The following is a 25,480-nucleotide window of genomic DNA, read 5'->3' on the forward strand; positions in this document are numbered from 1 at the left end:
AATGTCATGTTGGCAGATGATTTTTGCCTGTAAACAGGAAAACTGACAAATTACTTTGGTTTTTTATATTGGCACAAAGATTGACTTATGCCACCTGAGTTATAAAATTTAAATCAAAATTAAATATATAAAAAATGGGTAAAATAATCGGAATTGACTTAGGTACGACGAACTCTTGTGTTTCTGTAATGGAAGGTAACGAAGCAGTTGTTATCCCTAACGCAGAAGGAAAAAGAACTACACCATCTATCATCGCTTTTGTTGAAGGTGGAGAGATTAAAGTAGGTGATCCTGCAAAAAGACAAGCAGTAACGAATCCTACAAAAACGATTGCTTCTATTAAACGTTTTATGGGACACACTTTTGCTGAAACTGAAGGTGAAGCAAAAAGAGTTCCTTACAGTGTTGTAAAAGGTGACAATAATACTCCACGTGTGGATATTGACGGTCGTTTATACACTGCTCAGGAGTTGTCTGCAATGACACTTCAAAAAATGAAAAAAACTGCTGAAGACTATTTAGGTCAAACAGTAACTGAGGCAGTTATTACAGTTCCTGCTTACTTTAACGATGCGCAACGTCAGGCTACAAAAGAAGCTGGTGAAATCGCTGGTCTTAAAGTTATGCGTATCATCAACGAGCCAACTGCTGCTGCACTTGCTTACGGATTAGATAAAAAAGGAAATGATCAAAAAATTGCTGTGTACGATTTAGGTGGAGGTACTTTTGATATCTCTGTTCTTGAATTAGGAGACGGTGTATTTGAAGTATTATCTACAAATGGTGATACTCACTTAGGAGGTGATGATTTTGACCAGGTTATTATTGACTGGTTAGCTGACGAATTCAAATCTGAAGAAGGTATTGATTTACGTTTAGATCCAATGTCATTACAGCGTTTGAAAGAAGCTGCTGAGAAAGCTAAGATTGAATTATCATCTTCTGCTGAAACAGAAATCAACTTACCATACGTAACTGCTACTGCTTCTGGACCAAAACACTTAGTGAAAAAATTATCTAGAGCTAAATTTGAGCAATTATCTGATTCTTTAGTAAAACGTTCTATGGAGCCAGTTGCTAAAGCATTAAAAGATGCAGGTTTATCTACATCTGATATCGACGAAGTAATCCTTGTAGGAGGTTCTACTCGTATGCCAAGAATCGCTGACGAAGTTGAAAAATTCTTCGGTAAAAAAGCATCTAAAGGTGTTAACCCTGATGAGGTTGTTGCTATTGGAGCTGCTATTCAAGGTGGAGTTTTATCTGGAGATGTAAAAGATGTATTGTTACTTGACGTAACTCCTCTTTCTTTAGGTATCGAAACTATGGGTGGTGTATTGACTAAATTAATCGAGTCTAATACAACTATCCCAACTAAAAAATCTCAAGTATTCTCTACTGCTGCTGATTCTCAACCATCTGTTGAAATTCACGTATTACAAGGAGAAAGAGCAATGGCTGCTGATAACAAAACTATCGGTCGTTTCCACTTAGATGGTATTCCACCAGCACCAAGAGGAGTTCCTCAAATCGAAGTAACTTTCGATATCGATGCTAATGGTATCATCAAAGTTTCTGCAACTGATAAAGGAACAGGAAAATCTCACGATATCCGTATCGAAGCTTCTTCTGGATTAACAGCTGAAGAAATCGAAAAAATGAAAAAAGACGCTGAAGCTAACGCTGATGCTGACAGAATTGCAAAAGAAAGAGCTGAGAAATTGAACGAAGCTGACAGTACTATCTTCCAAACTGAATCTCAATTGAAAGAGTTAGGAGATAAATTGACAGACGATCAAAAAACAGCTATCGAATATGCTTTAACTGAATTGAGAATGGCTCACCAATCTCAAGATCTTGACGCAATCCAAAAAGGATTAGACAATGTAAATGCAGCTTGGAAAACAGCTACAGAAGCAATGTACGCTCAAGGTGGAGAACAAGGTCAACAAGCTGCTCCACAACAAGAGCAATCTGGAGACAATGTTGAAGACGTTGAATTCGAAGAAGTAAAATAATTCTTTAGTATTAAGAAATTAGTACAAAGTATTAAGATAGAAAACCGAGTCAGAAATGACTCGGTTTTTTTTATGGATATTTTTTGCGTTTAGTTAAACCCGACAGGTTTTTAAAACCTGTCGGGTTTGCTGTAGAAGGAAGATTTTAACTTAAATTAAGAAATTCTTCTAATGAAGTAAAATTTTCTCTTTGACTATGAGAAGCTTCTAATGAGGTTTTGTTATCAAATAAAGAAATTACTTTTTCGCGTTTTAATTTAGTTGGCTTTTCAGAAATACAAGTTAGATAAGAACTCCAGGGATATTCTATTGGATGTTGACAAAATCTATGATTTACTGGATTATAATGAATGTATTTTATAACCGAACGTAAATAGGCGTCATTATCAATTAGTTTTCTCTTAAAAGGTCTTTCAAATAGCGAACCATGTCTGTTATAACCTTTGTTAATTGCTTTTGTGTATGCATTAAACAAATTTCCAAAAGATTGATGCGGAGGGATTATCTTTTTGATTTCATATTCGTTTTGGTTTTTTAGAATTTCTTCAAAAGTTTTAATTTTTACTAATAAGTGAAAATGATTCTTTAATAAACACCAAGCTAATGTTTCAGCAATTGGGTCGATATGTTTGGTATAAAGCATTAAAAAATACTCATGATTTCTATTTTCTTTAAATATATTTTCGCTGTTAATTCCACGATTATAAATGTGGTAAAACTTTCCATATTCTAAACTTTCAATTTTATGCATATTTCATTGCTTCGTTTAAAAACCCGACAGGTTTTTAAAACCTGTCGGGTTTAATTTAAAAGTAAAAGTAGTAAAAAGACTACTTTTTTATCTTGACCTATCTTGTTAAATCTTTCCATGCAAAATGACAATTGTCATTTACCATTCAGATTCTTTTTCGTAATATTACTACTGTAAATTTTTTTGAATGAGAAAGATTAAATACAAGAAAGGAAGAAAGCTGCAACACATTACTTTAGAATATACAGGCTTGCATAAAGAACATGAAACCGAAATGCAGCTCTTTGTATATGATGATGCAGACGTTATTGAATATGAAAAGTTTACAGTTTTGGCGTTAAATTCTTGTTTTGATTTTACAAAGAACAATTGGTTAAATGTTCATGGTTTAAACGATATTAATTTACTTAAAACAATTGGAGCCCATTTTAAACTCGACGATTTTCTCTTAGCCGATATTTTAAACACAACCAAACGAACAAAGTTAGAAGAACAGCAAGATGTTTTATTCTTTAATATAAAATCATTGCTTCCTTCTGAATACTCAGATAATATCAGTGTTGAGCAAATCAGTTTTATTCTAAAAGACGGAATCTTAATCTCTTTTCAGGAAAAACGAAGCGATTTTTTTACACATATTCGTGAACGTTTAAGAACGCACGCGGGAATTGTAAGAACCAAAAAAGTAGATTATCTCTTGTATTTACTTTTAGATGCGGTTATGGAAAACTTCTACATTACAATTGAAGATGAAGAAGATAAGATTGAAGATCTAATCAACATGACCAAAAAAGGGGCAGATCCGGTTATTTTAGTAAAAATAGAAAATCATCGTGATAATTTAAACTTTTTAAAACGATCAATTGTACCGCTTAGAGATTCATTATACTATTTAAAAACCAAAAAAGATGATGAAGATGAAAATGGTTTAATTCAAAAAGAAACCTTTAATTTTTTTATCAGACTTCATCAAAAAAGTTTAGAACTTTTAGAGCAGATTGAATCGGATATGAGCGCTCTTGAAAGCGCTTCCAACTTTTATTTCTCGGAACAAAGCCGAAAAATGAACGAGATAATGAAAACGCTCACAATAATTTCAGCCATCTTTATTCCGCTTACCTTTATTGTGGGAGTATATGGAATGAACTTTGAAAACATGCCGGAACTTAAAACCCAAAACGGTTATTTTGTCGTTATGGGTATTATGTTTTTGCTGGTAATAGCCTTAATTATTTATTTCAAGAAACGACGTTGGTTTTAACGTTTATTTCAATAAAATCATTAAGGATTTTTAATAAATTTGTTATTTAGAATAAATATAAATAATTATGAGTAAAGCAGTATATATAGCCACAAGCGATCAAAACAGTGGAAAGTCGATTATTACTCTCGGCTTAATGAGTCTTTTGATTGGTAAAACGGCCAAAGTGGGCTATTTCAGGCCTATAATAGAAGATTTTGTTGATGGTGAGGTAGATAATCATATTGAAACCGTTTTGTCTCATTTTAGCCTTGATATTCAGTTTGAAGATGCTTATGCAATAACAAAAAGCAAATTGATTAAAAAGAAGAATAAAGGGAAAATAGGTGAGGTTTTAGATCTCATTATAGAGAAATATAAAAAACTGGAAGAACGATTTGATTTTGTTTTAGTTGAAGGAACAAGCTTTACAGGTGAAGGAACTTCTATCGAATTGGATTTGAATGTTTTAATTGCCAAAAATCTCGGAATCCCAACCATTATTATCGGTTCAGGAGTCGGCAAAACTTTAGAAGAATTGCTGGACAGTCTTTATCTGGTTTACGATTCATTTAAAGTAAAAGAAGTCGAAGTTTTATCGGTTTTTGCCAATAAAGTACAACCAGAAAATATCGAATTGGTTACCAAAAGTCTGCAGAAAACTTTGCCTTCGCATGTTTTAATAAATACAATTCCATTAGTATCGACATTAAATAATCCAACGATGCAGGAAATTGTAAATGAGCTCAATGCAAAAGTCTTATTTGGAGAAAACTATCTAAATAACGAAATTGGTCATTATAGTGTAGGAGCCATGCAATTGCATAATTACTTAGTGCATCTAAATAACAACGCATTAGTAATTACACCGGGTGATCGTTCGGATATTATTCTTGGAGCGTTACAGGCTAACGAATCAGCAAACTATCCCACTATTTCAGGAATTATCTTAACAGGAAATATTGTTCCCGAAGAAAGTATTTTAAAGCTTATAGAAGGACTTTCGGCCATTGTTCCAATTATTGCAGTTGATGGTGGAACTTATCATATTACAAACAAAATAGGATCAATAAAATCTGAGATTTATGCTAATAATACACACAAAATTGAAACCTCTATAAACACTTTTGAGAAATACGTTGACAATGACGCTTTATCCGAAAGATTAATCACTTTTGAAGCAGAAGGCATGACGCCAAAAATGTTTCAATACAACATGGTTAAAAGAGCCAGACAGCACCGTAAACATATTGTTCTTCCGGAAGGAAATGACGATAGAATTATTACAGCTGCATCAAGACTTCTGGCAATGGATGTAGTTGATATCACTATTATTGGAGATAAAAAACAAATCGAAAGTAAAGTAACAGAACTTGGAATTACGCTCGATTTTTCAAAAGTAAATATCATTAATCCTATAGAATCTGAACTGTACGAAGATTATGCCAATACGTATTATGAGTTGAGAAAAGCCAAAAATGTAAGTATTACGATGGCAAGGGATTTAATGGAAGACGTTTCGTATTTTGGAACCATGATGGTGTATAAAGGCCATGCTGACGGAATGGTTTCGGGAGCCGCACATACAACACAGCATACGATTTTACCGGCACTTCAATTCATTAAAACTAAACCAAATTCATCAGTAGTTTCTTCCGTGTTTTTTATGTGTTTAGAAGACAGAGTTTCGGTTTTTGGAGATTGTGCCATAAATCCAAACCCAACAGCTGAACAATTGGCAGAAATTGCTATTTCATCCGCAGAATCAAGTTCAGCTTTCGGAATTGAACCCAAAATTGCGATGCTTTCTTATTCTTCAGGATCATCAGGAAAAGGAGATGAGGTTGATAAAGTAAGAACCGCAACAGAAATTGTCAAACAAAAACGTCCTGATTTAAAAATCGAAGGACCAATTCAATACGATGCGGCTGTCGATCGCGCTGTTGGAAAAAGCAAAATGCCGGATTCTGAAGTAGCCGGACAGGCAAGTGTGCTTATTTTTCCGGATTTAAATACAGGAAATAATACCTATAAAGCCGTTCAGAGAGAAACGGGAGCACTGGCAATTGGCCCAATGCTGCAAGGATTAAATAAACCTGTAAACGATTTAAGCCGAGGCTGTACGGTTGATGATATTATCAATACGGTTGTAATTACGGCAATTCAGGCACAGGGAATGTAAATTCAATTAAAAATTAAAAATTGAGAATTAAAAATTAAAAATAAATTACTTTGGTGTACGTATAAAACTTAGCAACTTAGAGACTCAGCATCTTAGCAACTTTAAAAAAAATGAAAATACTAATTATAAACTCAGGAAGTTCTTCAATAAAATATCAATTAATGGTTATGCCAACAAATGAAGTAATTTGTTCTGGTATGATTGACAGAATTGGTTTAGAAACTTCAAATGTGACATTTAAAACAGCATCAGGAAATCACGAAGAAATTCTGCCGATTTTAACGCACAAAGTAGGTCTGCAAAAGGTTGCCGATATGCTTCTTGATCCCGAAAAAGGGGTAATAAAATCAACTTCAGAAATTACAGCTGTTGGACACAGAGTAGTGCATGGAGGAAGTTATTTCTCTGATACAACTATAATTACCGAAGAAGTAAAAGAAAAAATAAAAGAGCTTTCAGAATTGGCTCCGCTTCATAATCCGGCTCATTTGGTTGGAATAAATGTTGCCGAAGAAATCTTCGCATCGGCAAAACAAGTAGCCGTTTTTGATACCGCTTTTCATCAGACAATTCCGGTTGTGGCTCACAAATACGCCATTCCAAATTATCTTTTAACTGAGCATAAAGTTCGTGTATACGGATTTCATGGAACGAGTCATAAATACGTTTCTGAAAAAGCAATTAGTTATTTAGAAAAGCATTCTAAAATAATCACAATTCACTTAGGAAATGGCTGTAGTATGACCGCCGTACAAGACGGAAAAAGCATTGATACCACAATGGGATTTTCGCCTGCAAATGGTTTAGTTATGGGAACCCGTGCCGGAGATATAGATCAGTCGGTAATTTTTTATATGGTTAAAAATCTGGGCTATACTCCGGATGAAGTTAATTCTATTTTGCTGAAACAAAGCGGAATGCTAGGACTTACCGGTTACAGCGACCTTCGAGATATTGAAGCAAAGGCCGAAGAAGGAAACAAAGATTGTCAACTAGCATTATTTATGAATGCTTACAGAATCAGAAAAACAATTGGTTCTTATGCCGCAGCCTTAAATGGATTAGATGCTATTGTTTTTACTGCCGGAATTGGCGAGAATTCTTCATATATGCGAAAATTAGTTTGTACCGATATGGATTATTTTGGAATTGAAATTGACAAAGAAAAAAATCAAATTCGCTCGAAAGAAATTAGAGAAATTAATTCTGAAAATTCAATTGTAAAAGTTTTGGTTGTTCCAACAGATGAAGAATACGAAATTGCCAATCAGGTTTTTCAATTACTGGAAAATTAAAAATCTAGATATAATTAAAAGGAAAGCTTCTCATGTGAGAAGCTTTTTTTTAAGCCCTAAAATTCAATATTTGTAAGTATCTTTGAATTTAAATCCGAATATCTTGAAAACGATACTTATAAAATCATTTTTCTTCTTTTTCATTGCTTTTCATATTCAAGCACAAGAATTACTTCCTTTCGTAGAAAATTATAATAAATCAGATTATCAGGGTGATAATCAAATCTGGAATGTAGCACAAGGCAAAGACAAAGCCATGTACTTTGCCAATAATCATTATTTGTTACGTTACGACGGTGTAATTTGGGAGAAATATTCTTTGCCTAATAAAACCATCATTCGTTCTATTTTAATCGAAGGCGATAAAATTTACTCGGGTTCATACAAAGAATTTGGATATTGGTACAGAGAAAAAGGTAAAATGCATTATGTTTCAATTACCAAAAATCTTCGGTTATTTGATGAAAAAGACAATGAAGAAATCTGGAAAATTTTTAGATTCAACGGCTCATTATATTTTCAGTCTTTCAATGATGTTTTTATTTATGATGGAAAACACATTAAAAAGATCAAATTTCCATTTTTAATATCATACTGTTTTGTTGTAGGTAATAATTTGTATGCAGCTTCGGTAGAAAAAGGCCTTTTTAAAATGAATGGCTCCAGAATTTCAAACCCAAAAGGCTGGAATATTTTAAAAAATACTGTGGTTCATGCCATCGAACAATACAAAGGCAAAACCTATATTTTTACCCAGAAAAAAGGAATTTTTATAGTCGAAAATAATGGTTTAATACCCTGGAATAATCCATTAAATGAAACATTAAAATTAAATGGAATTAATGTTGCCAAATTTATTAAAAACAATAAACTGGTCGTAGGTACCGGAAACAAAGGTGTTTTTATATACGATTTTAATAACAACACTTACAAAAATATCGACCGAAATAATGTTTTGATGAACAATTCGGTTTTAAGTATTGGTTTTGACACAGAGGATGATCTTTGGCTCGGACTGGATAATGGTATTGCTCATGTTGAGGTTAATTCACCAATTTCCTTTTTTTATGACAATTCCGGAATTTTAGGCTCTGTTTATTCAGTTGCAACAATTGATAAAGGATATCTGATCGCTTCAAACCACGGTATTTTTGAATTTGATTCAGGGAATTTCAAAATGCTTTCGAATACGCAAGGGCAGGGCTGGAATATTACTAAAATAAATGATAAGTATGTTATTGGTCATAATGATGGAACTTTTGTTTACGAAAAAGGAGCATTAACTAAAATTAATAATGTAAGCGGCGGATGGAATTTGTCAAAAAGTATCATAAACGATACTTATTTTCAATCGACTTACAGTGGCGTTTTAGTTTACAATGACGTTTCAAAACTAAACCAAAGCATAAGAATTAACGATCTTTCGAAACCTATAAAATATGTGGCTCAAAACAAGAAAAATGAAATTTGGGCTGCTGATAATTACCGCGGATTGTACAGAGTATTTTTTGATGATAATTATAAAACACAAAAAGTTGAAAATATTACCCAGCAAAGTAAAATTAAAAACGATTTTGGAGTAAAGATTTTCGAATTTAGAAATGAAGTTCTTTTTCTGATTAATAATGTTTGGTATACGTTTAATTCTATTTCAAATAAATTGGAAGAAAACGAATTATTCAATACCAATTTCAAAAATATATCAGACGTTGTTGCTATTGATAAAGACCATTTTATGGTCCTTCAGGATGGAATTTTATATCATATCTATTCGCACGGAAATAAATTTGTCTGGAATATTATTCAGGAGAAATATTATAAAGGAAAACTAATTAACGAAAATCTGAGAATCTTTAGAAGCAAAAATCATTATTTACTCAATCTTGACGACGGTTTTATTTCGCTTCAATTAGGATATGAAAACGAACAAAACAAAGGAGTAAAAGTTGAAGCTTATAATGAAAACCTGCTGCTCGAAAACGAAGGGAAAATAAAACACAATACTGAGCTTAAAATAAATATCATATCCGGAATTTACGGAGCCAGTAAGCCTAATTTGTTTTATCAGGTTAATAAAGGAAAAAATTATATTCCGATTTCAAACGGAGCCATTGTTCTTAATAATTTAAGCAGCGGTTCACATTCTATTGTAATTTTTAAACACGACGGAGCTAATTATGAAAAAGTTTCCAGTTTTGATTTTAAAGTTGCTCAGCCATGGTATTTTTCATTTTGGATGATATTTCTGTATTTATTAATAATAGGAGCGGTATTATTTTTCTATTATAAGTGGAACAAACTTCGCTATACTCAAAAACTAAAATTGCAGGCAGAAGAATTGAAACATCAGCGTGAAATTCTCGAAATGGAATTAAAAAAAGAGAATGAATTAAATATTCAGGAATACGAAAAACATATTTTAGAATTAGAACTTCAAAGTAAATCATCAGAAGTGGCAGGAAAATCTTTGTCTATAGCCAAACAAAGTGAAATGATTGAGAATATTCAAAATATTCTCGATTCTGAGAAAGATTTTAATAAGCTGAAAAGTGAAATCAAAAAAGCAATCAAAATAAATGAAGTAAATAAACACGAATGGGAAATATTTGAGACCAATTTGAATCAAATCCACAACGAGTTTATTATAAATCTTTCTAAAAAATACCCACACTTAACTCCAAAGGATATAAAACTGTGCGTTTATTTAAAAATGAACCTTTCTTCTAAGGAAATTGCACCTATGATGAACATCTCTTTTAGGGGTGTAGAACTGCATAGATATCGTCTAAGAAAGAAATTAAACCTGACTCAGGACGAAAACCTATCAAAGTTTTTATTAACTCTATAAGATTTGAATTTATTTTTTACGGAATTTATATTTTTCCACATCAAATTTTACATTATTACAATACATCATTACTACATCATAACGTTATGTTAATGAAATTTATTTAACATTTATAGTGTTGATAATCATTACTATATAAACAGATTTTAACATAATGATGTAGCTGTGTAGTAGTGGCTTTTGATGTACTACAACGTTGTAATTGCTTAATTTGGCTCTACTAACTTAAACGATTACAAACTGTATGAAAAATTTTATTTTTAGCTTATTTGTGCTCTTATTCCTGCCAGCATATATGTCTGGGCAGGTACAGGCAATTAAAGGAAAAGTAGTTGACAGCAGCGGAATGGGAATTCCGGGTGCCGTTATTGCTTCATCTGATGCCAGAGCTACTGCTGATGCAGATTTCGACGGAAACTTTATAATCAACGCAAAACCTGGAGATATTTTAAAGGTCTCTATGTTAGGTTTTGATCCAGTTTCTGTGCCGGCAACTGCCGCACCAATGACGATTACTTTAAAAGAAGCAGCTGATACTGCCTTAAAAGAAGTTGTTGTTATTGGTTACGGTACAAGAAAAAAGATTGATAATACTACAGCAATTTCATCTCTTAAAGGAGAAGAAGTTGCCAAAACAAAAGTATTAAATGCTTCACAGGCTATTCAGGGTAAAGCTGCTGGGGTTCAAGTGACATCTTCTGATTTACCAGGAAGTACTCCATCTGTTGTAATTAGAGGTTTGGGTACTGCTTTAGGAGGAAGAACACCTCTATATATTGTTGATGGTATGGCAACAGAAAACATCAATAATATTAATACTAATGATATTACATCATATGACATTTTAAAAGATGCTTCAGCATTGGCTATTTATGGTACAAGAGCTGCGAATGGGGTTATCATTATTACTACTAAAAAAGGTAAAGGAGATAAAGTATCTGTTGAAATTGAAAGTTTTGGTGGTGTAAGATCTCCTCTTAAAAAAGTAAAAATGGCAGGTAGTAATAAATTTTCTTATTATACTAACTCTGCTTTACAGTCTACAACATTCTCTCAGGATCAGCCTGTTAATACTGACTGGTTTGATGAAATTACAAGAACAGGAAGTTATACTCAAAATAACGTATCTATATCTGGAGCGACTGAAAACATCAAATATTTCTTTAGTTTAGGAAATTATGAGGAAAAAGCAGTTTTAAACGGATTGGATTTTGGCCGTACTACTTTTAGAAATAATAATGAATTTAAAATTTCTAAGAAATTAACTTTAACTCAAAATTTCAGTTTAACATCAAGCAAGTCTACTCCTAAGCCTTTATCTGCTTTCACTAATGCTTACAAACAATCACCAGTAGTTCCTGTGTTTTTTCCTGATGGTAAATATGGAGTGGCTCGTGTAGGAGATGACGGTTTTGCAAGTGAAACAGGAAACTCAATAAATAATGTTGGAAATCCGGTTGCTCAATTAGATTTCTTTGACGAACAACAACGTAGTGTTATGCTGCAAGGAGGATTGAAATTAGATTATGATATTTTACCTTCTTTAAAATTTACTTCTCAATTTAATGGAGAATATTATACATGGAAACAGTATAATTTTGATGACACTAAAAATATTTGGCTAGCAGCAAATCCTAATAAAGTATCAAGTGATTACGAAAAAGAATTTCCAACTGCTAATATCAATTTATTGACAAAAGGAAGAGAACAATATTATAACTGGAGTTTGTCTAATTACTTAACTTATAATAAGGTATTCAACGAAATTCACGATATTGAAGTTACAGCAGGTGTTGAAACTTATGTAAAAGGAGCAAGAGAGAAATTGACAATAAAAAGAAAGAATGTAAATGAAGATTCTAATTATTGGTCTCTAAAAGATGTTGAGTATGCTACTAATGTAACAAGTTATAAAGATGAGGTTTTCAACGAAACAAAATTAGCTTCTTACTTAGGTCGTTTCCAATATAAATTAATGGATAGATATTTAGTAACAGGAACTGTTAGACGTGACGGATCTTCAAACTTTGCAAAAGACTACCGTTGGGGAACTTTTCCGGCTTTTGGTGCAGGATGGATTATTTCTAAAGAAGCTTTCTTGGCAGATTCTAAAGTAGTGAACTTATTAAAACTTAGAGGAAGCTGGGGTAAATTAGGAAATCAAAATGTACCTCTTAACAGCCAAGGGTATACTTCTGGTTTAAATGCTTACTTAGGAGGTTCTATTCTGTATGAAGGAACAACAATTAGTTCTCAAATCGATCCAAGTTTATCTTGGGAAATCACAGAAGAAACTTCTGCCGGTTTTGATATCGAACTTTTAGATAACAGATTAAAAGGAACATTTGACGTGTATGATAAAAATACTAATAATGTAATTTTAAATACAAAACCATACATGTCATCAGGAATTACTACAGCTTCACCTGCACACGTTGGAGAAGTATCTAACAAAGGATACGAAATCTCTTTACGTTGGGATGATAAAATCAATGATGATTTCAGTTATTGGATTGGTGGTAACTTTTCTCAGAATAAAAATGAACTTACTGGTTTAAAAAATGTTGTTTTATCTCCAGTTATTGGTGGAGGATTAGGAAACGGTCAGGATACTAAATTATTAGATAATACTACTGTTGGTCAGCCATTAGGAAGTTTTTATATCTATGAATATGCTGGTTTTGATACAGCAACAGGAAAAATGTTGTATTACAATGCAGCTGGAGACAAAGTAACTCAGGATGCTTTGAGTGCTACTGCTGATAAAAAATATGTAGGTTCAAGTTTACCAAAAACAAATTACGGAGTAAGTTTAGGATTCAATTATAAAAACTTTGATTTCTCTGTAGATGGTTACGGTACAGGCGGAGCAAAAGTATACAATGGTAAAAAAGCACAGCGTTTTTATGGAGAAAATATTGAAAATTCAATAGCAACAGATTTTTGGACACAAAATAATGTAACAGCTTCAAATCCTGCTCCTTTCAATCAAGTACCAGTGGCTTCAACTTACTATTTAGAGTCAGGAGATTTCTTCAGAATCAATAATATTACATTAGGATACAAACTGCCATTACAAGAAAACAGTTTCGTTAATGCTTGTAGAATTTATGTAAATGCTATTAATCCATTTATTACACAAAAATTCTCAGGATTTTCACCAGAGTTAAACGGAGACGGAAACCCTTACGGTACACAAGGAGTTGAACTTGATGCTTATCCAACATTAAGATCATTTGTAATTGGTGCTAACTTAAAATTTTAATAAGATGAAAAAGATATATATAGCAGCGTTTGTATTATCAGCATTCTGTTTTACAGGATGTGCAGACGATTATTTAGATGTAGATCAAACAGAATCTATTTCGACAGACGATGTAGAGCTGTTTAATAATGAAGCTGGGGCAACTCAGTTTGTAACTGCGATTTACAACAAATTCTTAAATTGGGATATGACCTCTTTTGGATGGATCGGATTATCAAGTATCACATCTGATGATGCAGACAAAGGATCTTCTGCAGGTGATACCGGAACTGATAAAGATGTATTAGATGCTTTGACTTATAATGCTTCTAATCCTTCAGCAGAAAGTACATTTATTGCGAATTACGATGGAATTAACAAATGTAATCAAGCTTTAAACATGCTGCCAAAACTAGATAAAGTAGATGCTAATTTAAGAAACAGACTAGCTGGTGAAGCTAAGTTTTTAAGAGCATTCATGTATTTTACTTTAGTAAAATGTTATGGTGGAGTGCCTATTGTAGATCATTTACCAGTTCCTGGAAATGATTCAGATAGAATTATGCAGTTAACACGTAAAACTTCTGCAGAAGTTTACGCTTTTATTGAAGCTGATTTGAATGATGCTATTACGGCATTACCTGAAAAAACGGCTTATGGGGCAAATGACAGAGCAAGAGCTTCAAAAGGAGCTGCTTATGCATTATTGGCAAAAGTAAGTTTGTACCAAAAGAAATGGCAGCAAGTAATTGATAATGCTAATAAAGTTACGGGTTATTCTATCGTAAGTGATTATGCTTCAATGTACAGAGCATCTGGAAAATTCGATTCAGAATCTATTTTCGAAATTTATGCTCAAGGTGCTGTACCAGCAAAAGGAATCGAAGGTTACTCTAACACTCAAGGTGCTCGAGGTACCGGAGGTTGGGGCTGGGGATTTAATACACCATCTCAAAGTTTAGTAAATGCTTATGAGCCAGGTGATGTTAGAAAGGCAGCTACAATTATTTTTAGAGGTCAGACTTTATACGATGGAAGAGTGATTCCAAATACAGTAGAGAATGAAAGATACAACTACAAAGCATATTCTTCATTATATACAAGTGCTTGGGAAACAGATGTTGATATTAAATATTTAAGATATGCTGAGGTTCTGTTAATGAAAGCTGAAGCTTTAAATGAATTAGGACAAACTTCTGATGCTATTCCGTTATTAAACCAAATTAGAAACAGAGCAGGATTAGCAAATACAACTTATTCATCACAAGCAGATATTAGAACAGCAATCTGGAGAGAAAGAAGAGTAGAAATGGCTTTTGAGCACGATAGATTTTTTGATTTAGTGCGTACAGGTCAGGCTAAGGCAGCTTTTGCAGTTGATGGAAAAGTATTTACAGAAGGTAAAAACGAATTATTCCCCATTCCGGCGACATTTATCAAGCAAGCAGATGGATTGTCAGCTCAAAACCCTGGTTATTAATTCTAAAAGATATTAAACATGAAAAAAAATAAATCTATTTTCTTGCTTTCTTTTGCCTTAGCATCAACTTTGTTTGCAGGCTGTGAGGATAGCATTGATAAAGTAAACAGTCCAATTCCTTATGAGTCAATTGGAGGTTATGAGAATTCAGATGAAGTTGCTGCAGCGCATTTAGTATCTAAATTTAGTTTTGATGGTAATATTGCCGATTCAAAAAATAGCATAACTGATGGATCTGCAACAAATGTAACTTATGGGACAGGTATAAAAGGAGAAGCTTATCAAGGCTCTGCAAGCTCTTTTATCAGTTATAGCACTGTTGCAAATTCTGTTGTAAACTTAAAAAGTATTTCAGTTTCAATGTGGATTAAAACTGATCCACATACAGGTGGAGCTCAGTCATTGTTTATGCTTCCTAAGAAAACAGATTTCTGGGGAAATATTTTTACACTGATTGAAGGAACAGGACCAGCAACAACAATGTTATTGAAAAACCATATTCAAAAAGATGTTACACCTAGTATTCCTTGGTCAGGACAATTTATTGAGCATGGAGGAGCAAATGTTTTGCCTAATATGTTTGGAGCATGGAAACATGTAGTTTGGACTTACAACGGTACAAGTTCTACTTACAGCATTTATATTGATGGTCAAAAGTTAGATATACCTGCTTCTATCTCAAAAAGATATGCTAGCGATCCTGCAACCGGAGGAGGTCCTTACGGAGAATTAGCAAATTCTGAAGTTTCTAAATTTATCATTGGAGGTTACCAACAGCATTTGGGAACTCCATGGGGGAATCCTGATGGATGGATGTTACATTATACAGGTTTAATGGATGAATTTAGAATTTATGATGCAGCTCTTACAGATAATGAAGTAGTAGCTCTTTATAAATTAGAAAAAGACAAGAGATAAATTTTTTTAATATACACCTGGAGCAAAAATCCAGGTGTATTTTTTAATACTAATGATTATAAGAAATTGATAAAATGAAGATAGGTATATATATTATGATGTTTTTGGCAGCGGTAAGTTCTTGTTCATCATCTTCGCCAGATGAAGGAAAAAGCGGGGGTACGCCATTACCAACAAATCCAACAACACCAACAAAACCTCTAACAGATACTGAGGCTATGGATCAGGTTCAAAAAGATGCGATTAAGTATTTTTGGGAATATGCCGATCCAAATTCAAAATTGGCACGTGAAAGATATCTAACTGAAGATCCTAATTTTGAAGCAAATATTGTAACTACTGGTGGTTCAGCTTTTGGTTTAATGAGCATTATTGTAGGTGTAGAAAGAGGTTTTTTGCCAAGAGCCGAAGCTGTTTCTAGGCTTACTACAGCCTTAAACTTCCTTGAAAAAGCAGATCGTTTTCACGGAGCATGGCCACACTGGATGGACAATCAATCAGGAAAAGTAATTCCATTTGGAACAAAAGATAATGGAGGAGATTTAGTAGAAACTTCTTTTGTTTGTCAGGCATTAATTACGATCAGAGAATATTTTAAAAACGGAAGTACAACTGAAAAAGCTTTAGCAACAAAAGCAGATGACCTTTGGAAAGGTGTAGAATGGGATTGGTATACACAAGGGCAAGATGCTTTATACTGGCATTGGTCGCCAAATTATGGATGGGAAATGAACTTTAAATTAGAAGGATATAACGAATGTCTAATTACTTACGTAATGGCAGCTTCATCACCAACGCATCCAATTTCTGCAGAAGCATATCATAAAGCGTGGGCCAGAAGCGGGGCTATTGTAGACGGAAGATCTCAATATGGTATTCCGGTAGTGCTAAACTATAATGGAGCGTCAGGAAATGTAGGACCAATGTTCTGGTCACATTATTCTTATTTAGGTTTAGATCCAAATAACTTAAAAGACAAATATGCAGATTACTGGCAATTAACACAAAACCATGCTAAAATTATGGTTCAGTACAGTGTTGCTAATCCAAAAGGTTTCAAAGATTATTCAGATAAATGCTGGGGTTTAACAGCAAGTTACACCAGAAATCCTGATGGAACAACAGGTTATACAGCTCATCAGCCAAATAACGATAATGGTGTAATTTCACCAACAGCGGCTTTATCATCATTTCCATACACACCAGTTGAGTCTATGAAATTTCTTCATTATTTATATGATGAAAACAAAGCAAAATATGTTGGAATTGCAGGGCCTTATGATGCTTTTTCTCCACAATACAATTGGGTAACAGCAAGATATTTAGCAATCGATCAGGGAACAATTGCACCTATGATTGAAAACTACAGAACTGGTTTGTTATGGAAGTTATTTATGAATGCATCTGATACAAAACAAGGATTAAAAAAACTTGGATTCACATCAGGAAAATACGGTATTTAAGAAATAATCCATGAAATATAAAATGAGTTTATTATTACTGTTCATTTCTGTATTTGGTTTTGCACAAAGTGAAACAACAGGAAAAATAAAAACAGTTATAGTAACAAATAATGAATTAGGCTACATATTACACAAACCATCCAATACAAAAGAAAAAAAGCCTTTAATAGTTTTTATTTCTGGAGATGGCGAAAAAGGAACCAACATTGAAAAAGTGAAAATTCATGGGCCTTTTAAGTATTTAAAAACTCATGAATTAGATGCTTACATTTTGGCTCCGCAATGCAAAGAAGATGAAAACTGGAGCATAGAATCGATTTATGAATTAATTTTAAAAATTCAAAAAGAGAACAAAATAGATCCGGACAGAATATATGTTACAGGTTTAAGTTCAGGAGGCTGGGCAGCATGGAATTTAGCACTTACCTATCCTGATAAGTTTGCTGCAATAGTACCAATTTCTGGTTTTGTAGATTTAATTCAATTAGAAAGCGTTTGTAAAATTGCCAATATACCAACCAGAATTTACCACGGATTACTAGATGATGTGGTAAAAGTTGATTATGCAATTGATGTTTACAAAGAATTGAAAAAATGCAATCCCAAAGATGTGCAGCTGACTATTTTTGATGATGCAAATCATGACAGCTGGACAAGAGTTTACGACAATCCGGAAATATACAACTGGATCTTTAAGCAAGTAAAATCAAATACGAACAAATAAATTAAATAGAATGAAAAACAAATTAGTCTTACTTTTTTTAGGATGTGCTGTTTTGGGTTACGCTCAAAAAAAGACCACAAAAAGTACAGTAAAAATTAAACCTAAGTCGGAGTTTGTGGCAGAATTAATGTCTAAAATGACATTAGAAGAAAAATTAGGTCAATTAAATTTACCTACATCTGGAGATATTACAACAGGACAGGCAAACAGCTCAAATGTTGCTAAAAATATTGCAGAAGGAAAAGTGGGCGGTTTGTTCAATATAAAATCAGTACAAAAAATTAAAGAAGTTCAAAAAATTGCCGTTGAACAAAGCCGTTTAAAAATTCCGTTACTTTTTGGTATGGATGTTATTCACGGTTACGAAACAACATTCCCAATTCCGTTAGGATTATCTTGTACATGGGATATGGCGTTAATTGAAAGAAGCGCGCAGATCGCAGCGAAAGAAGCAAGTGCAGACGGAATCAACTGGACATTCTCTCCAATGGTAGATATTTCTCGTGATCCAAGATGGGGAAGAGTTTCTGAAGGTTCTGGAGAAGATCCGTATTTAGGAAGCCAAATTGCAAAAGCAATGGTAAACGGATATCAGCAGCACGATCTTTCAAAAAACAACTCAATTTTAGCGTGTGTAAAACACTTTGCATTATACGGTGCGCCAGAAGGTGGACGTGATTACAACACAGTTGATATGAGCCATATCAGAATGTTTAATGATTATTTTCCTCCTTACAAAGCAGCTGTTGATGCTGGTGTAGGTTCAGTTATGGCTTCTTTCAATGAGATTGACGGAATTCCGGCAACTGGAAATAAATGGTTAATGACTGATGTTTTAAGAAAACAATGGGGTTTTAAAGGTTTCGTAGTAACCGATTTTACAGGAATTCCTGAAATGATCGAACACGGAATGGGGAATCTTCAAGACGTTTCGGCTTTGGCTATGAATGCAGGTGTAGAAATGGATATGGTTGGAGAAGGTTTCTTAGGAACTTTGAAAAAATCATTAGATGAAAAAAGAGTTTCAATTGAAACAATTGATAATGCCGTTAAGTTGATTTTAGAAGCAAAATACGATTTAGGTTTATTTCAGGATCCATATAAATATTGCGATGAAAAAAGAGCAAAAACTGAAATTTTCACAACAGACAGCAGAAAAGAGGCTCGCCAGATTGCCGCTCAGTCATTGGTATTGTTAAAAAATCAAAACCAATTATTACCGCTTAAAAAATCAGGAACAATTGCTTTAATCGGACCTTTGGCAGATGCTAAAGAAAATATGCCGGGAACATGGAGTGTTGCTACAAGAATGGAAAATGCCGTTTCTTTATTAGCAGGAATTAAAGAAGTTGCAGGACCATCAACAAAAGTTTTATATGCAAAAGGAAGTAATTTAGATTACGATGAAACTTTTGAAACAAACGCAACAATGTTTGGTAAAACATTACACCGTGACGGACGTTCAAAAGAAGAATTATTGGCAGAAGCTTTAAAAGTAGCAAACCAATCTGATGTAATTGTTGCGGCTTTAGGAGAATCTGCAGAAATGAGCGGAGAATCTAGCAGCCGTACGAATTTACAAATTCCACAAGCGCAAAAAGATTTATTAAATGCGTTATTAAAAACAGGAAAACCAGTTGTTGTAGTTTTATTTGACGGACGTCCGTTAGTTATTACAGACGAAGAAAAAACAGTTCCTGCCATTTTAAATGCTTGGTTTGCTGGTACAGAAGCTGGCTATGCTATTGCTGATGTTTTATTTGGAGATGTAAATCCTTCTGGTAAATTGACTTCAACTTTCCCAAGAAGTGTTGGTCAATTGCCAATTTACTACGCGCACAAAAATACAGGAAGACCACTTTCGAATACAGAAGGAAAATTCGAAAAATTCAGATCAAATTATATTGACGAAAGAAACGAACCATTATTCCCATTCGGATTTGGTTTGAGTTATACGACTTTTGATTATTCAAACCTGAAAATTTCTTCTGATAAAATGAATTTCAGTGGAAAATTAAAAGTAACAGTTGATGTAACAAACACTGGAAATTTTGACGGAAAAGAAACAGTTCAATTATACATCAGAGATTTAGTTGGTTCAGTAACAAGACCAGTTAGAGAATTAAAAGGTTTCCAAAAAATAACACTTAAAAAAGGTGAAAAACAAACCGTAAGTTTTGACATTACTGTTGAAGATTTAAAATTTTATGACTCTGATTTACAATTCGTAGCAGAGCCTGGACAGTTTGATGTTTTCGTTGGAGGAAATTCGACTGCCGACAAGAAAGTTAGTTTTGAGTTAACTAAATAGTTGGTTTATTGATTAGTGAAAAGCCCTCTTACGGAGGGCTTTTTTTCTAAAGTAAAGACCCTTTTTTGTAATTATTTAATTACGTTTATTATGAATACTTTTAAAATATTTACTGCAGTCTGTCTTTTTGTTTTTTCATATTCTAATGCACAAAAGAATGCTGTAGTAGCACATCGCGGCGCATGGAAAAAAAACAATTTGCCCGAAAATTCAATCGCATCATTAAGACATGCCATTGATTTAAAACTTCCCGGTTCTGAGTTTGACGTTTGGAGAACAGCTGATGATTCACTTGTAATTAATCATGATGCACATTACAACAAACTGCTTATTGAAGAAACAAATTATGCAGATCTAATTCGATTTAAGCTCTCTAATGGAGAGAAACTTCCAACATTATACGAATATATTTCAGAAGGAAAAAAGAACAACAAACATACTCTTTTGGTCTGCGAAATAAAACCTTCAGAAATAAATAAAGAAAGAGGACAAAAAACAGCATTAATGGCTGTTGAAACTATCAAGAAATTAAAAGCAGAAAAAATCACCTGCTACATCAGTTTTGATTACGATATTCTAAAACAAATTAGAAAAATTGATCCGAAAACTTCTTTACAATATTTAGAAGGAAATAAATCTCCAAAAGAAGTAAAAGCAGATAAAATAAACGGTGTTGATTATCATTATTCAGTCTTTAAAAAACATCCGGAATGGATAAAAGAAGCCAAAGAAAATAATATAATTCTAAATGCCTGGACAGTTAACGAAGCAGCTGATATGGACTGGATTATAGAGAATAAATTTAATTATATCACTACAAACGAACCTGAACTTTTAAGCGAAAAATTAAAAGAGAAAAAATAGATTTCATCATCATTTTTACTAAAGGATTGAATTCTATTAAAACTTAAAAAGAATACAAATGAAAAAGATATTTATATTGCTTTTAATGGCTTGTACAACAAGTTTTTGGGCGCAAAATATTCCCGGAAAAACAGAATGGTTTGATCCAAATAAACCTGCGACAACCTATTGTAACCCAATTAATATAGGATACAATTATACGACTTACAATCATAATGGCATTCCTTATTCTCGTCGTTCCAGTGCAGATCCGGTAATTATCACTTACAAAGGCGAATATTATTTATTTGCAACCAATCAGGCAGGTTTCTTTTGGAGTAAAGATATGTCAGACTGGAATTTTGTTTACGGAAGTTTTCAAAGAAAGCCCGGCGATGACGATCAATGTGCGCCTGCGGCTTGGGTTGTAAACGATACCTTATTTTACGTAGGCTCAACATGGAATAGAGACCATCCAATTTGGAAAACAGCCGATCCGAAATCAGGAAAATGGACACGTCATGTAGACAAGGCAATGTTACCCACATGGGATCCTGCGATTTTTCAGGATGATGATAAAAAAGTATATATGTATTATGGTTCAAGCGGAAAACTGCCTTTAGTAGGTGTTGAGGTGGATTACAATACGTGGTTTCCAAAAGGAAATCAGGCCGATTATGCGACATTATACAAAGCAGCAGAAGTAGAAGATATTCAAAAACCTTATGGACAAATAAAAGAAGTTGCTATTCTTGATCCTTCTGCACACGGCTGGGAACGTTTTGGACCCAATAATGATATGGAACCTGCTCCTTGGGGAAATTTTATTGAAGGAGCATGGATGACTAAACACAACGGAAAATACTATATGCAATATGGAGCGCCGGCAACAGAATTTAAAGGCTATGCAAATGGTGTTCATGTAGGAGATAATCCGTTGGGGCCGTTTACCTATCAAAGACACAATCCGATGTCGTATAAACCAGGAGGATTTGTAATTGGAGCAGGACATGGAAATACGTTTGCAGATAATTACGGAAATTACTGGAACACAGGAACATGCAAGATTTCTATAAAAGACCGTTTTGAGCGTCGTATAGATATGTTTCCTGCCGGTTTTGATAAAGATGATGTAATGTATTCAATTACTTCTTACGGAGATTTTCCAATTGTGCTGCCAACGGGTCAAAGAGATCAGACAAAAGGAGCTTCATCAGGATGGATGCTTCTTTCGTATAAAAAACCGGTAACCGTTTCTTCTTCTGAAGATTGTATGGAAGTGGAAACACACAGAATGGATAACGGAGGTAAAAAAGTATACGAGAAATTCTGTTACGGTCCCGAAAATTTAACGGATGAAAATATTCAGACGTATTGGTCCGCAAAAACAGGTGATCCGGGAGAATGGCTTCAAATGGATTTAGGAAGACAAATGGAAATCAATGCTTTGCAGATTAATTACGCAGATCATAAAGCAACTCAGTACAACAAAGCAATGGATATTTATTATCAGTATAAAATATTTATGTCTGATGATGCCCAAAATTGGACTTTAGTAGTTGACAAATCTAAAAATGATAAAGATGCACCACACGATTATGTAGAGCTTACAAAACCATTTAAAGCGCGTTACATCAAAATGGTAAACATTCATAACGCATCTGGTTTATTTGCTGTTTCAGATTTCAGGGTTTTTGGAAACGGATTATCAGAAAAACCAAAAGCGATTACTGCTTTTAAAGTTGATCGTAACAAAGCCGATTCAAGAAACGCTATGATTTCGTGGAAAAAACAAAATGATGCCGTTGGATATAATATTTATTACGGAATTGCGCCTGATAAATTATACAACAGTATTATGGTTTACGGCGATAATTCGTATGATTTTAGAGGTTTAGATAAAGGAACTAAATATTACTTTACAATCGAGCCTTTTAATGAAAATGGAATAGGAGCAAAGAATAAGATTATCGAAGTGAAATAGTTTTATTTTATTAAAATCATAAAAACTCTGATTATAAATTTAAAGATTTATAATTGGAGTTTTTTTTTGTTAAAGCAGATGGAAAAACTCTGACAATTCTATATAATTTTTGTTTCTTTGTAAAGAAGCCCAAAAAGCAACATAACCCAAAATGGTATTAAAATTATGAAAAAAACGATTCTTTTAACTGCTTTAGTTTTAAATGGATTGACAACATCTTTTGCTCAGTCAAACGATGAAAAAAACATTAAATTATTTTACAAAAAAGCTTTAACCGAAGCTAAATGTTATTCTTGGTTAGAATATTTATCAAACGATATTGGAAGCCGCTTATCTGGATCAAAAGGAGCTGCTGAAGCTGTAGAATACACAAAAAGACAATTAGATAATTTAGGTCTTGATAAAGTTTACTTACAAGAAGTTACAGTTCCGCATTGGGTTCGAGGCGAAAAAGAAACCGCTTTTATCTTAGACGGAAAAGTAAAAACTGCTGTGCCAATCTGCGCTTTAGGAGGTTCAGTAGCAACTCCAAAAACAGGAATTACAGCTGAGGTAATTGAAGTACAGAGTCTTGACGAATTAAAAGGACTTGGAGATAAAGTAAAAGGGAAAATTGTATTCTTTAACAGACCAATGAATCCTGAAAATATTGGAACATTTGAAGCATATTCTGGTGCTGGTGACCAGAGAAGAAGCGGTGCAAAAGAGGCTGCTAAACTCGGAGCTGTTGGAGCAATCGTACGTTCATTAAACTTACGTTTAGATGATTTCCCTCATGCGGGAGCGCAAAGTTATGGAGATTTACCAAAAGAGCAATATATTCCGGCTGCTGCAATTAGTACAAACGGAGCAGAATTATTGAGTAAAGTATTAAAAGCAAATCCGGCAATAAAATTTTATTTCAAACAATCTTGCGAAACTTTGCCAGATGCGCAATCCTATAACGTAATTGGAGAATTAACAGGAACTGTAACTCCGGAAAATGTTATTGTTGTGGGTGGTCATTTAGATTCTTGGGATTTAGCAGACGGTTCTCATGATGATGGAGCAGGAGTGGTACAAAGTATGGAAGTTGTTCGTATTTTGAAAAACTTAAACTATAAACCAAAAAATACGATTCGTGTTGTATTATTCATGAATGAAGAGAACGGCGGAAAAGGCGGTGCTAAATATGAAGAAGTAGCAAAACAAAAGAATGAAAACCATATTTTTGCGTTAGAAAGTGATTCAGGCGGATTTACTCCAAGAGGTTTTTCTATCGAAGCTGATGATGCTAACTTCAAGAAACTGCAAGGTTACAAAGACTTTTTTGAGCCTTATTTCGTAAACAGTTTCCTTAAAGGACATGCAGGTTCAGATATTGAGCATTTAACAGCAAAAACAACAATCGTTAAAGCAGGTTTAATGCCAGATTCTCAACGTTATTTTGATTATCACCATGCGGCAAATGATAAATTTGATGCTATCAATAAAAGAGAGTTAGAATTGGGTGCAGCAACAATGACATCATTGATTTATTTAGTTGACCAAAACGGAATTGTTCTTCCATCAGCGAACTAAATATATTTTAAAGCATATATCCAAAAATTAGTTGTTTAAAAAGTATTGGATGACTAAAAATTAGCTTCGGAGAAGCGAAATATTTATAGAAACTACATTTATCATTGATAACAAGCTCCTGCGGAGCGACATCTGTTTTTTAGTGCTGGTATATTTCGCTCCTCTGGAGCTCATTTGCATTAATATTTTTGATTTTCTATAAATATTCTGCCCCGCTGGGGCTTATATAAAATAGACAGAAATATAAAAACCAATGAGGCTGTCCATTACTTTTCGGACAGCTTCTTTTTTATAAATAAAATTTCAAAAATTAAAGTTTTATTACCAAAGAGTAATAAAAAAACGTAATCGGAATATTTGAAAATAGAATTAAAATTTTAACCGCAATATCTCTTCTTTGTTCAGCTAAATGAAAAAACTTATCTGTTAAATCAAAGAGCATTATAGCATTTAATACAATTCCTGAAAAGGCAAAAGGCCAGGCAATAACTAAAACATTCGGACTTTCATTTGAAAGAATATAAAGTACAAATAAAAGCGTGCTGATAATAAAAGTTCCAATTGCTAACTCGGTAGACTGCTTTTCTGCAAAAGGTTCATTATGTGTTGTTTTCATGAT

16 protein-coding genes are annotated in these 25,480 nt (G+C 33.5%); 14 read left to right on the forward strand and 2 right to left on the reverse strand.

The genetic code is table 11. From position 1 onward, the window contains the following. The first annotated feature begins 134 nt into the window (after positions 1-134). Positions 135-2,018, forward strand: a complete 1,884-nt coding sequence (dnaK, locus tag ABDW27_RS20700; RefSeq protein ID WP_343697630.1) for a molecular chaperone DnaK — start codon at positions 135-137, stop codon at positions 2,016-2,018. Positions 2,019-2,163: 145 nt separating this feature from the next. On the opposite strand, the gene ABDW27_RS20705 is transcribed toward dnaK, so the two are convergent. Further along, positions 2,164-2,769, reverse strand: a complete 606-nt coding sequence (locus tag ABDW27_RS20705) for a hypothetical protein (protein WP_343697631.1) — start codon at positions 2,767-2,769, stop codon at positions 2,164-2,166. A gap of 187 nt (positions 2,770-2,956) precedes the next feature. Here ABDW27_RS20705 and corA point away from each other — a divergent pair, with 187 nt between their 5' ends. The 13 genes from corA to ABDW27_RS20770 all read left to right on the forward strand — a co-directional run bounded on the left by corA (position 2,957) and on the right by ABDW27_RS20770 (position 24,861). Next, positions 2,957-4,030 carry a magnesium/cobalt transporter CorA gene (gene corA, locus ABDW27_RS20710; RefSeq protein WP_343697632.1) on the forward strand — a complete coding sequence of 358 codons (1,074 nt, stop codon included), beginning with the start codon at positions 2,957-2,959 and terminating at the stop codon, positions 4,028-4,030. Between the two features lie 67 nt (positions 4,031-4,097). Further along, entirely contained in the window at positions 4,098-6,191 is a 2,094-nt protein-coding gene (gene pta, locus ABDW27_RS20715) for a phosphate acetyltransferase (protein ID WP_343697633.1), read from the forward strand. A 110-nt stretch (positions 6,192-6,301) separates the two neighbouring features. After that, complete coding sequence (locus ABDW27_RS20720) at positions 6,302-7,486, forward strand: acetate kinase (protein WP_343697634.1); 1,185 nt, start codon at positions 6,302-6,304, stop codon at positions 7,484-7,486. A 103-nt stretch (positions 7,487-7,589) separates the two neighbouring features. Beyond that, positions 7,590-10,334 carry a histidine kinase gene (locus ABDW27_RS20725; RefSeq protein WP_343697635.1) on the forward strand — a complete coding sequence of 915 codons (2,745 nt, stop codon included), beginning with the start codon at positions 7,590-7,592 and terminating at the stop codon, positions 10,332-10,334. A gap of 244 nt (positions 10,335-10,578) precedes the next feature. After that, positions 10,579-13,599: a SusC/RagA family TonB-linked outer membrane protein gene (locus tag ABDW27_RS20730; RefSeq protein WP_343697636.1), complete on the forward strand. Its 3,021-nt coding sequence runs from the start codon at positions 10,579-10,581 to the stop codon at positions 13,597-13,599. Between the two features lie 4 nt (positions 13,600-13,603). After that, positions 13,604-15,058 (forward strand): RagB/SusD family nutrient uptake outer membrane protein, encoded by a 1,455-nt coding sequence (locus ABDW27_RS20735; RefSeq protein ID WP_343697637.1) that lies wholly within the window; start codon positions 13,604-13,606, stop codon positions 15,056-15,058. 18 nt (positions 15,059-15,076) lie between these two features. Next, entirely contained in the window at positions 15,077-15,976 is a 900-nt protein-coding gene (locus tag ABDW27_RS20740) for a LamG domain-containing protein (protein ID WP_343697638.1), read from the forward strand. A gap of 74 nt (positions 15,977-16,050) precedes the next feature. Next, a complete protein-coding gene (locus tag ABDW27_RS20745) occupies positions 16,051-17,439 on the forward strand; it encodes a glucoamylase family protein (protein ID WP_343697639.1) in 1,389 nt (462 codons plus the stop codon). Between the two features lie 22 nt (positions 17,440-17,461). Then, positions 17,462-18,163, forward strand: a complete 702-nt coding sequence (locus tag ABDW27_RS20750) for a prolyl oligopeptidase family serine peptidase (protein WP_343697640.1) — start codon at positions 17,462-17,464, stop codon at positions 18,161-18,163. Between the two features lie 10 nt (positions 18,164-18,173). Next, positions 18,174-20,474 (forward strand): beta-glucosidase BglX, encoded by a 2,301-nt coding sequence (bglX, locus tag ABDW27_RS20755; protein ID WP_343697641.1) that lies wholly within the window; start codon positions 18,174-18,176, stop codon positions 20,472-20,474. 90 nt (positions 20,475-20,564) lie between these two features. After that, complete coding sequence (locus ABDW27_RS20760) at positions 20,565-21,338, forward strand: glycerophosphodiester phosphodiesterase family protein (protein ID WP_343697642.1); 774 nt, start codon at positions 20,565-20,567, stop codon at positions 21,336-21,338. Between the two features lie 58 nt (positions 21,339-21,396). Continuing rightward, positions 21,397-23,301 carry a discoidin domain-containing protein gene (locus ABDW27_RS20765; protein WP_343697643.1) on the forward strand — a complete coding sequence of 635 codons (1,905 nt, stop codon included), beginning with the start codon at positions 21,397-21,399 and terminating at the stop codon, positions 23,299-23,301. Between the two features lie 165 nt (positions 23,302-23,466). Further along, entirely contained in the window at positions 23,467-24,861 is a 1,395-nt protein-coding gene (locus tag ABDW27_RS20770) for a M20/M25/M40 family metallo-hydrolase (RefSeq protein ID WP_343697644.1), read from the forward strand. A 310-nt stretch (positions 24,862-25,171) separates the two neighbouring features. Here ABDW27_RS20770 and ABDW27_RS20775 read toward each other — a convergent pair whose 3' ends face one another. After that, the gene (locus ABDW27_RS20775; protein ID WP_343697645.1) at positions 25,172-25,477 is read right to left on the reverse strand and encodes a hypothetical protein; all 306 of its coding nucleotides are present in this window, start codon (positions 25,475-25,477) and stop codon (positions 25,172-25,174) included. Between the last annotated feature and the right edge of the window lie 3 nt (positions 25,478-25,480).

Origin of the sequence: Flavobacterium sp., assembly GCF_039595935.1 — a bacterium.
Taxonomy (GTDB): Bacteria; Bacteroidota; Bacteroidia; order Flavobacteriales; family Flavobacteriaceae; genus Flavobacterium.

What these genes read in the sequence shown, in the direction of transcription:
- ABDW27_RS20730 (WP_343697636.1), top strand. Translation starts at nt 10,579, where the DNA reads ATGAAAAATTTTATTTTTAGCTTATTTGTGCTCTTATTCCTGCCAGCA.
- ABDW27_RS20775 (WP_343697645.1), bottom strand. Translation starts at nt 25,477, where the DNA reads ATGAAAACAACACATAATGAACCTTTTGCAGAAAAGCAGTCTACCGAG.
- ABDW27_RS20760 (WP_343697642.1), top strand. Translation starts at nt 20,565, where the DNA reads ATGAATACTTTTAAAATATTTACTGCAGTCTGTCTTTTTGTTTTTTCA.
- ABDW27_RS20740 (WP_343697638.1), top strand. Translation starts at nt 15,077, where the DNA reads ATGAAAAAAAATAAATCTATTTTCTTGCTTTCTTTTGCCTTAGCATCA.
- ABDW27_RS20765 (WP_343697643.1), top strand. Translation starts at nt 21,397, where the DNA reads ATGAAAAAGATATTTATATTGCTTTTAATGGCTTGTACAACAAGTTTT.
- dnaK (WP_343697630.1), top strand. Translation starts at nt 135, where the DNA reads ATGGGTAAAATAATCGGAATTGACTTAGGTACGACGAACTCTTGTGTT.
- ABDW27_RS20770 (WP_343697644.1), top strand. Translation starts at nt 23,467, where the DNA reads ATGAAAAAAACGATTCTTTTAACTGCTTTAGTTTTAAATGGATTGACA.
- corA (WP_343697632.1), top strand. Translation starts at nt 2,957, where the DNA reads ATGAGAAAGATTAAATACAAGAAAGGAAGAAAGCTGCAACACATTACT.
- bglX (WP_343697641.1), top strand. Translation starts at nt 18,174, where the DNA reads ATGAAAAACAAATTAGTCTTACTTTTTTTAGGATGTGCTGTTTTGGGT.
- ABDW27_RS20745 (WP_343697639.1), top strand. Translation starts at nt 16,051, where the DNA reads ATGAAGATAGGTATATATATTATGATGTTTTTGGCAGCGGTAAGTTCT.
- ABDW27_RS20705 (WP_343697631.1), bottom strand. Translation starts at nt 2,769, where the DNA reads ATGCATAAAATTGAAAGTTTAGAATATGGAAAGTTTTACCACATTTAT.
- ABDW27_RS20750 (WP_343697640.1), top strand. Translation starts at nt 17,462, where the DNA reads ATGAGTTTATTATTACTGTTCATTTCTGTATTTGGTTTTGCACAAAGT.
- ABDW27_RS20735 (WP_343697637.1), top strand. Translation starts at nt 13,604, where the DNA reads ATGAAAAAGATATATATAGCAGCGTTTGTATTATCAGCATTCTGTTTT.
- pta (WP_343697633.1), top strand. Translation starts at nt 4,098, where the DNA reads ATGAGTAAAGCAGTATATATAGCCACAAGCGATCAAAACAGTGGAAAG.
- ABDW27_RS20720 (WP_343697634.1), top strand. Translation starts at nt 6,302, where the DNA reads ATGAAAATACTAATTATAAACTCAGGAAGTTCTTCAATAAAATATCAA.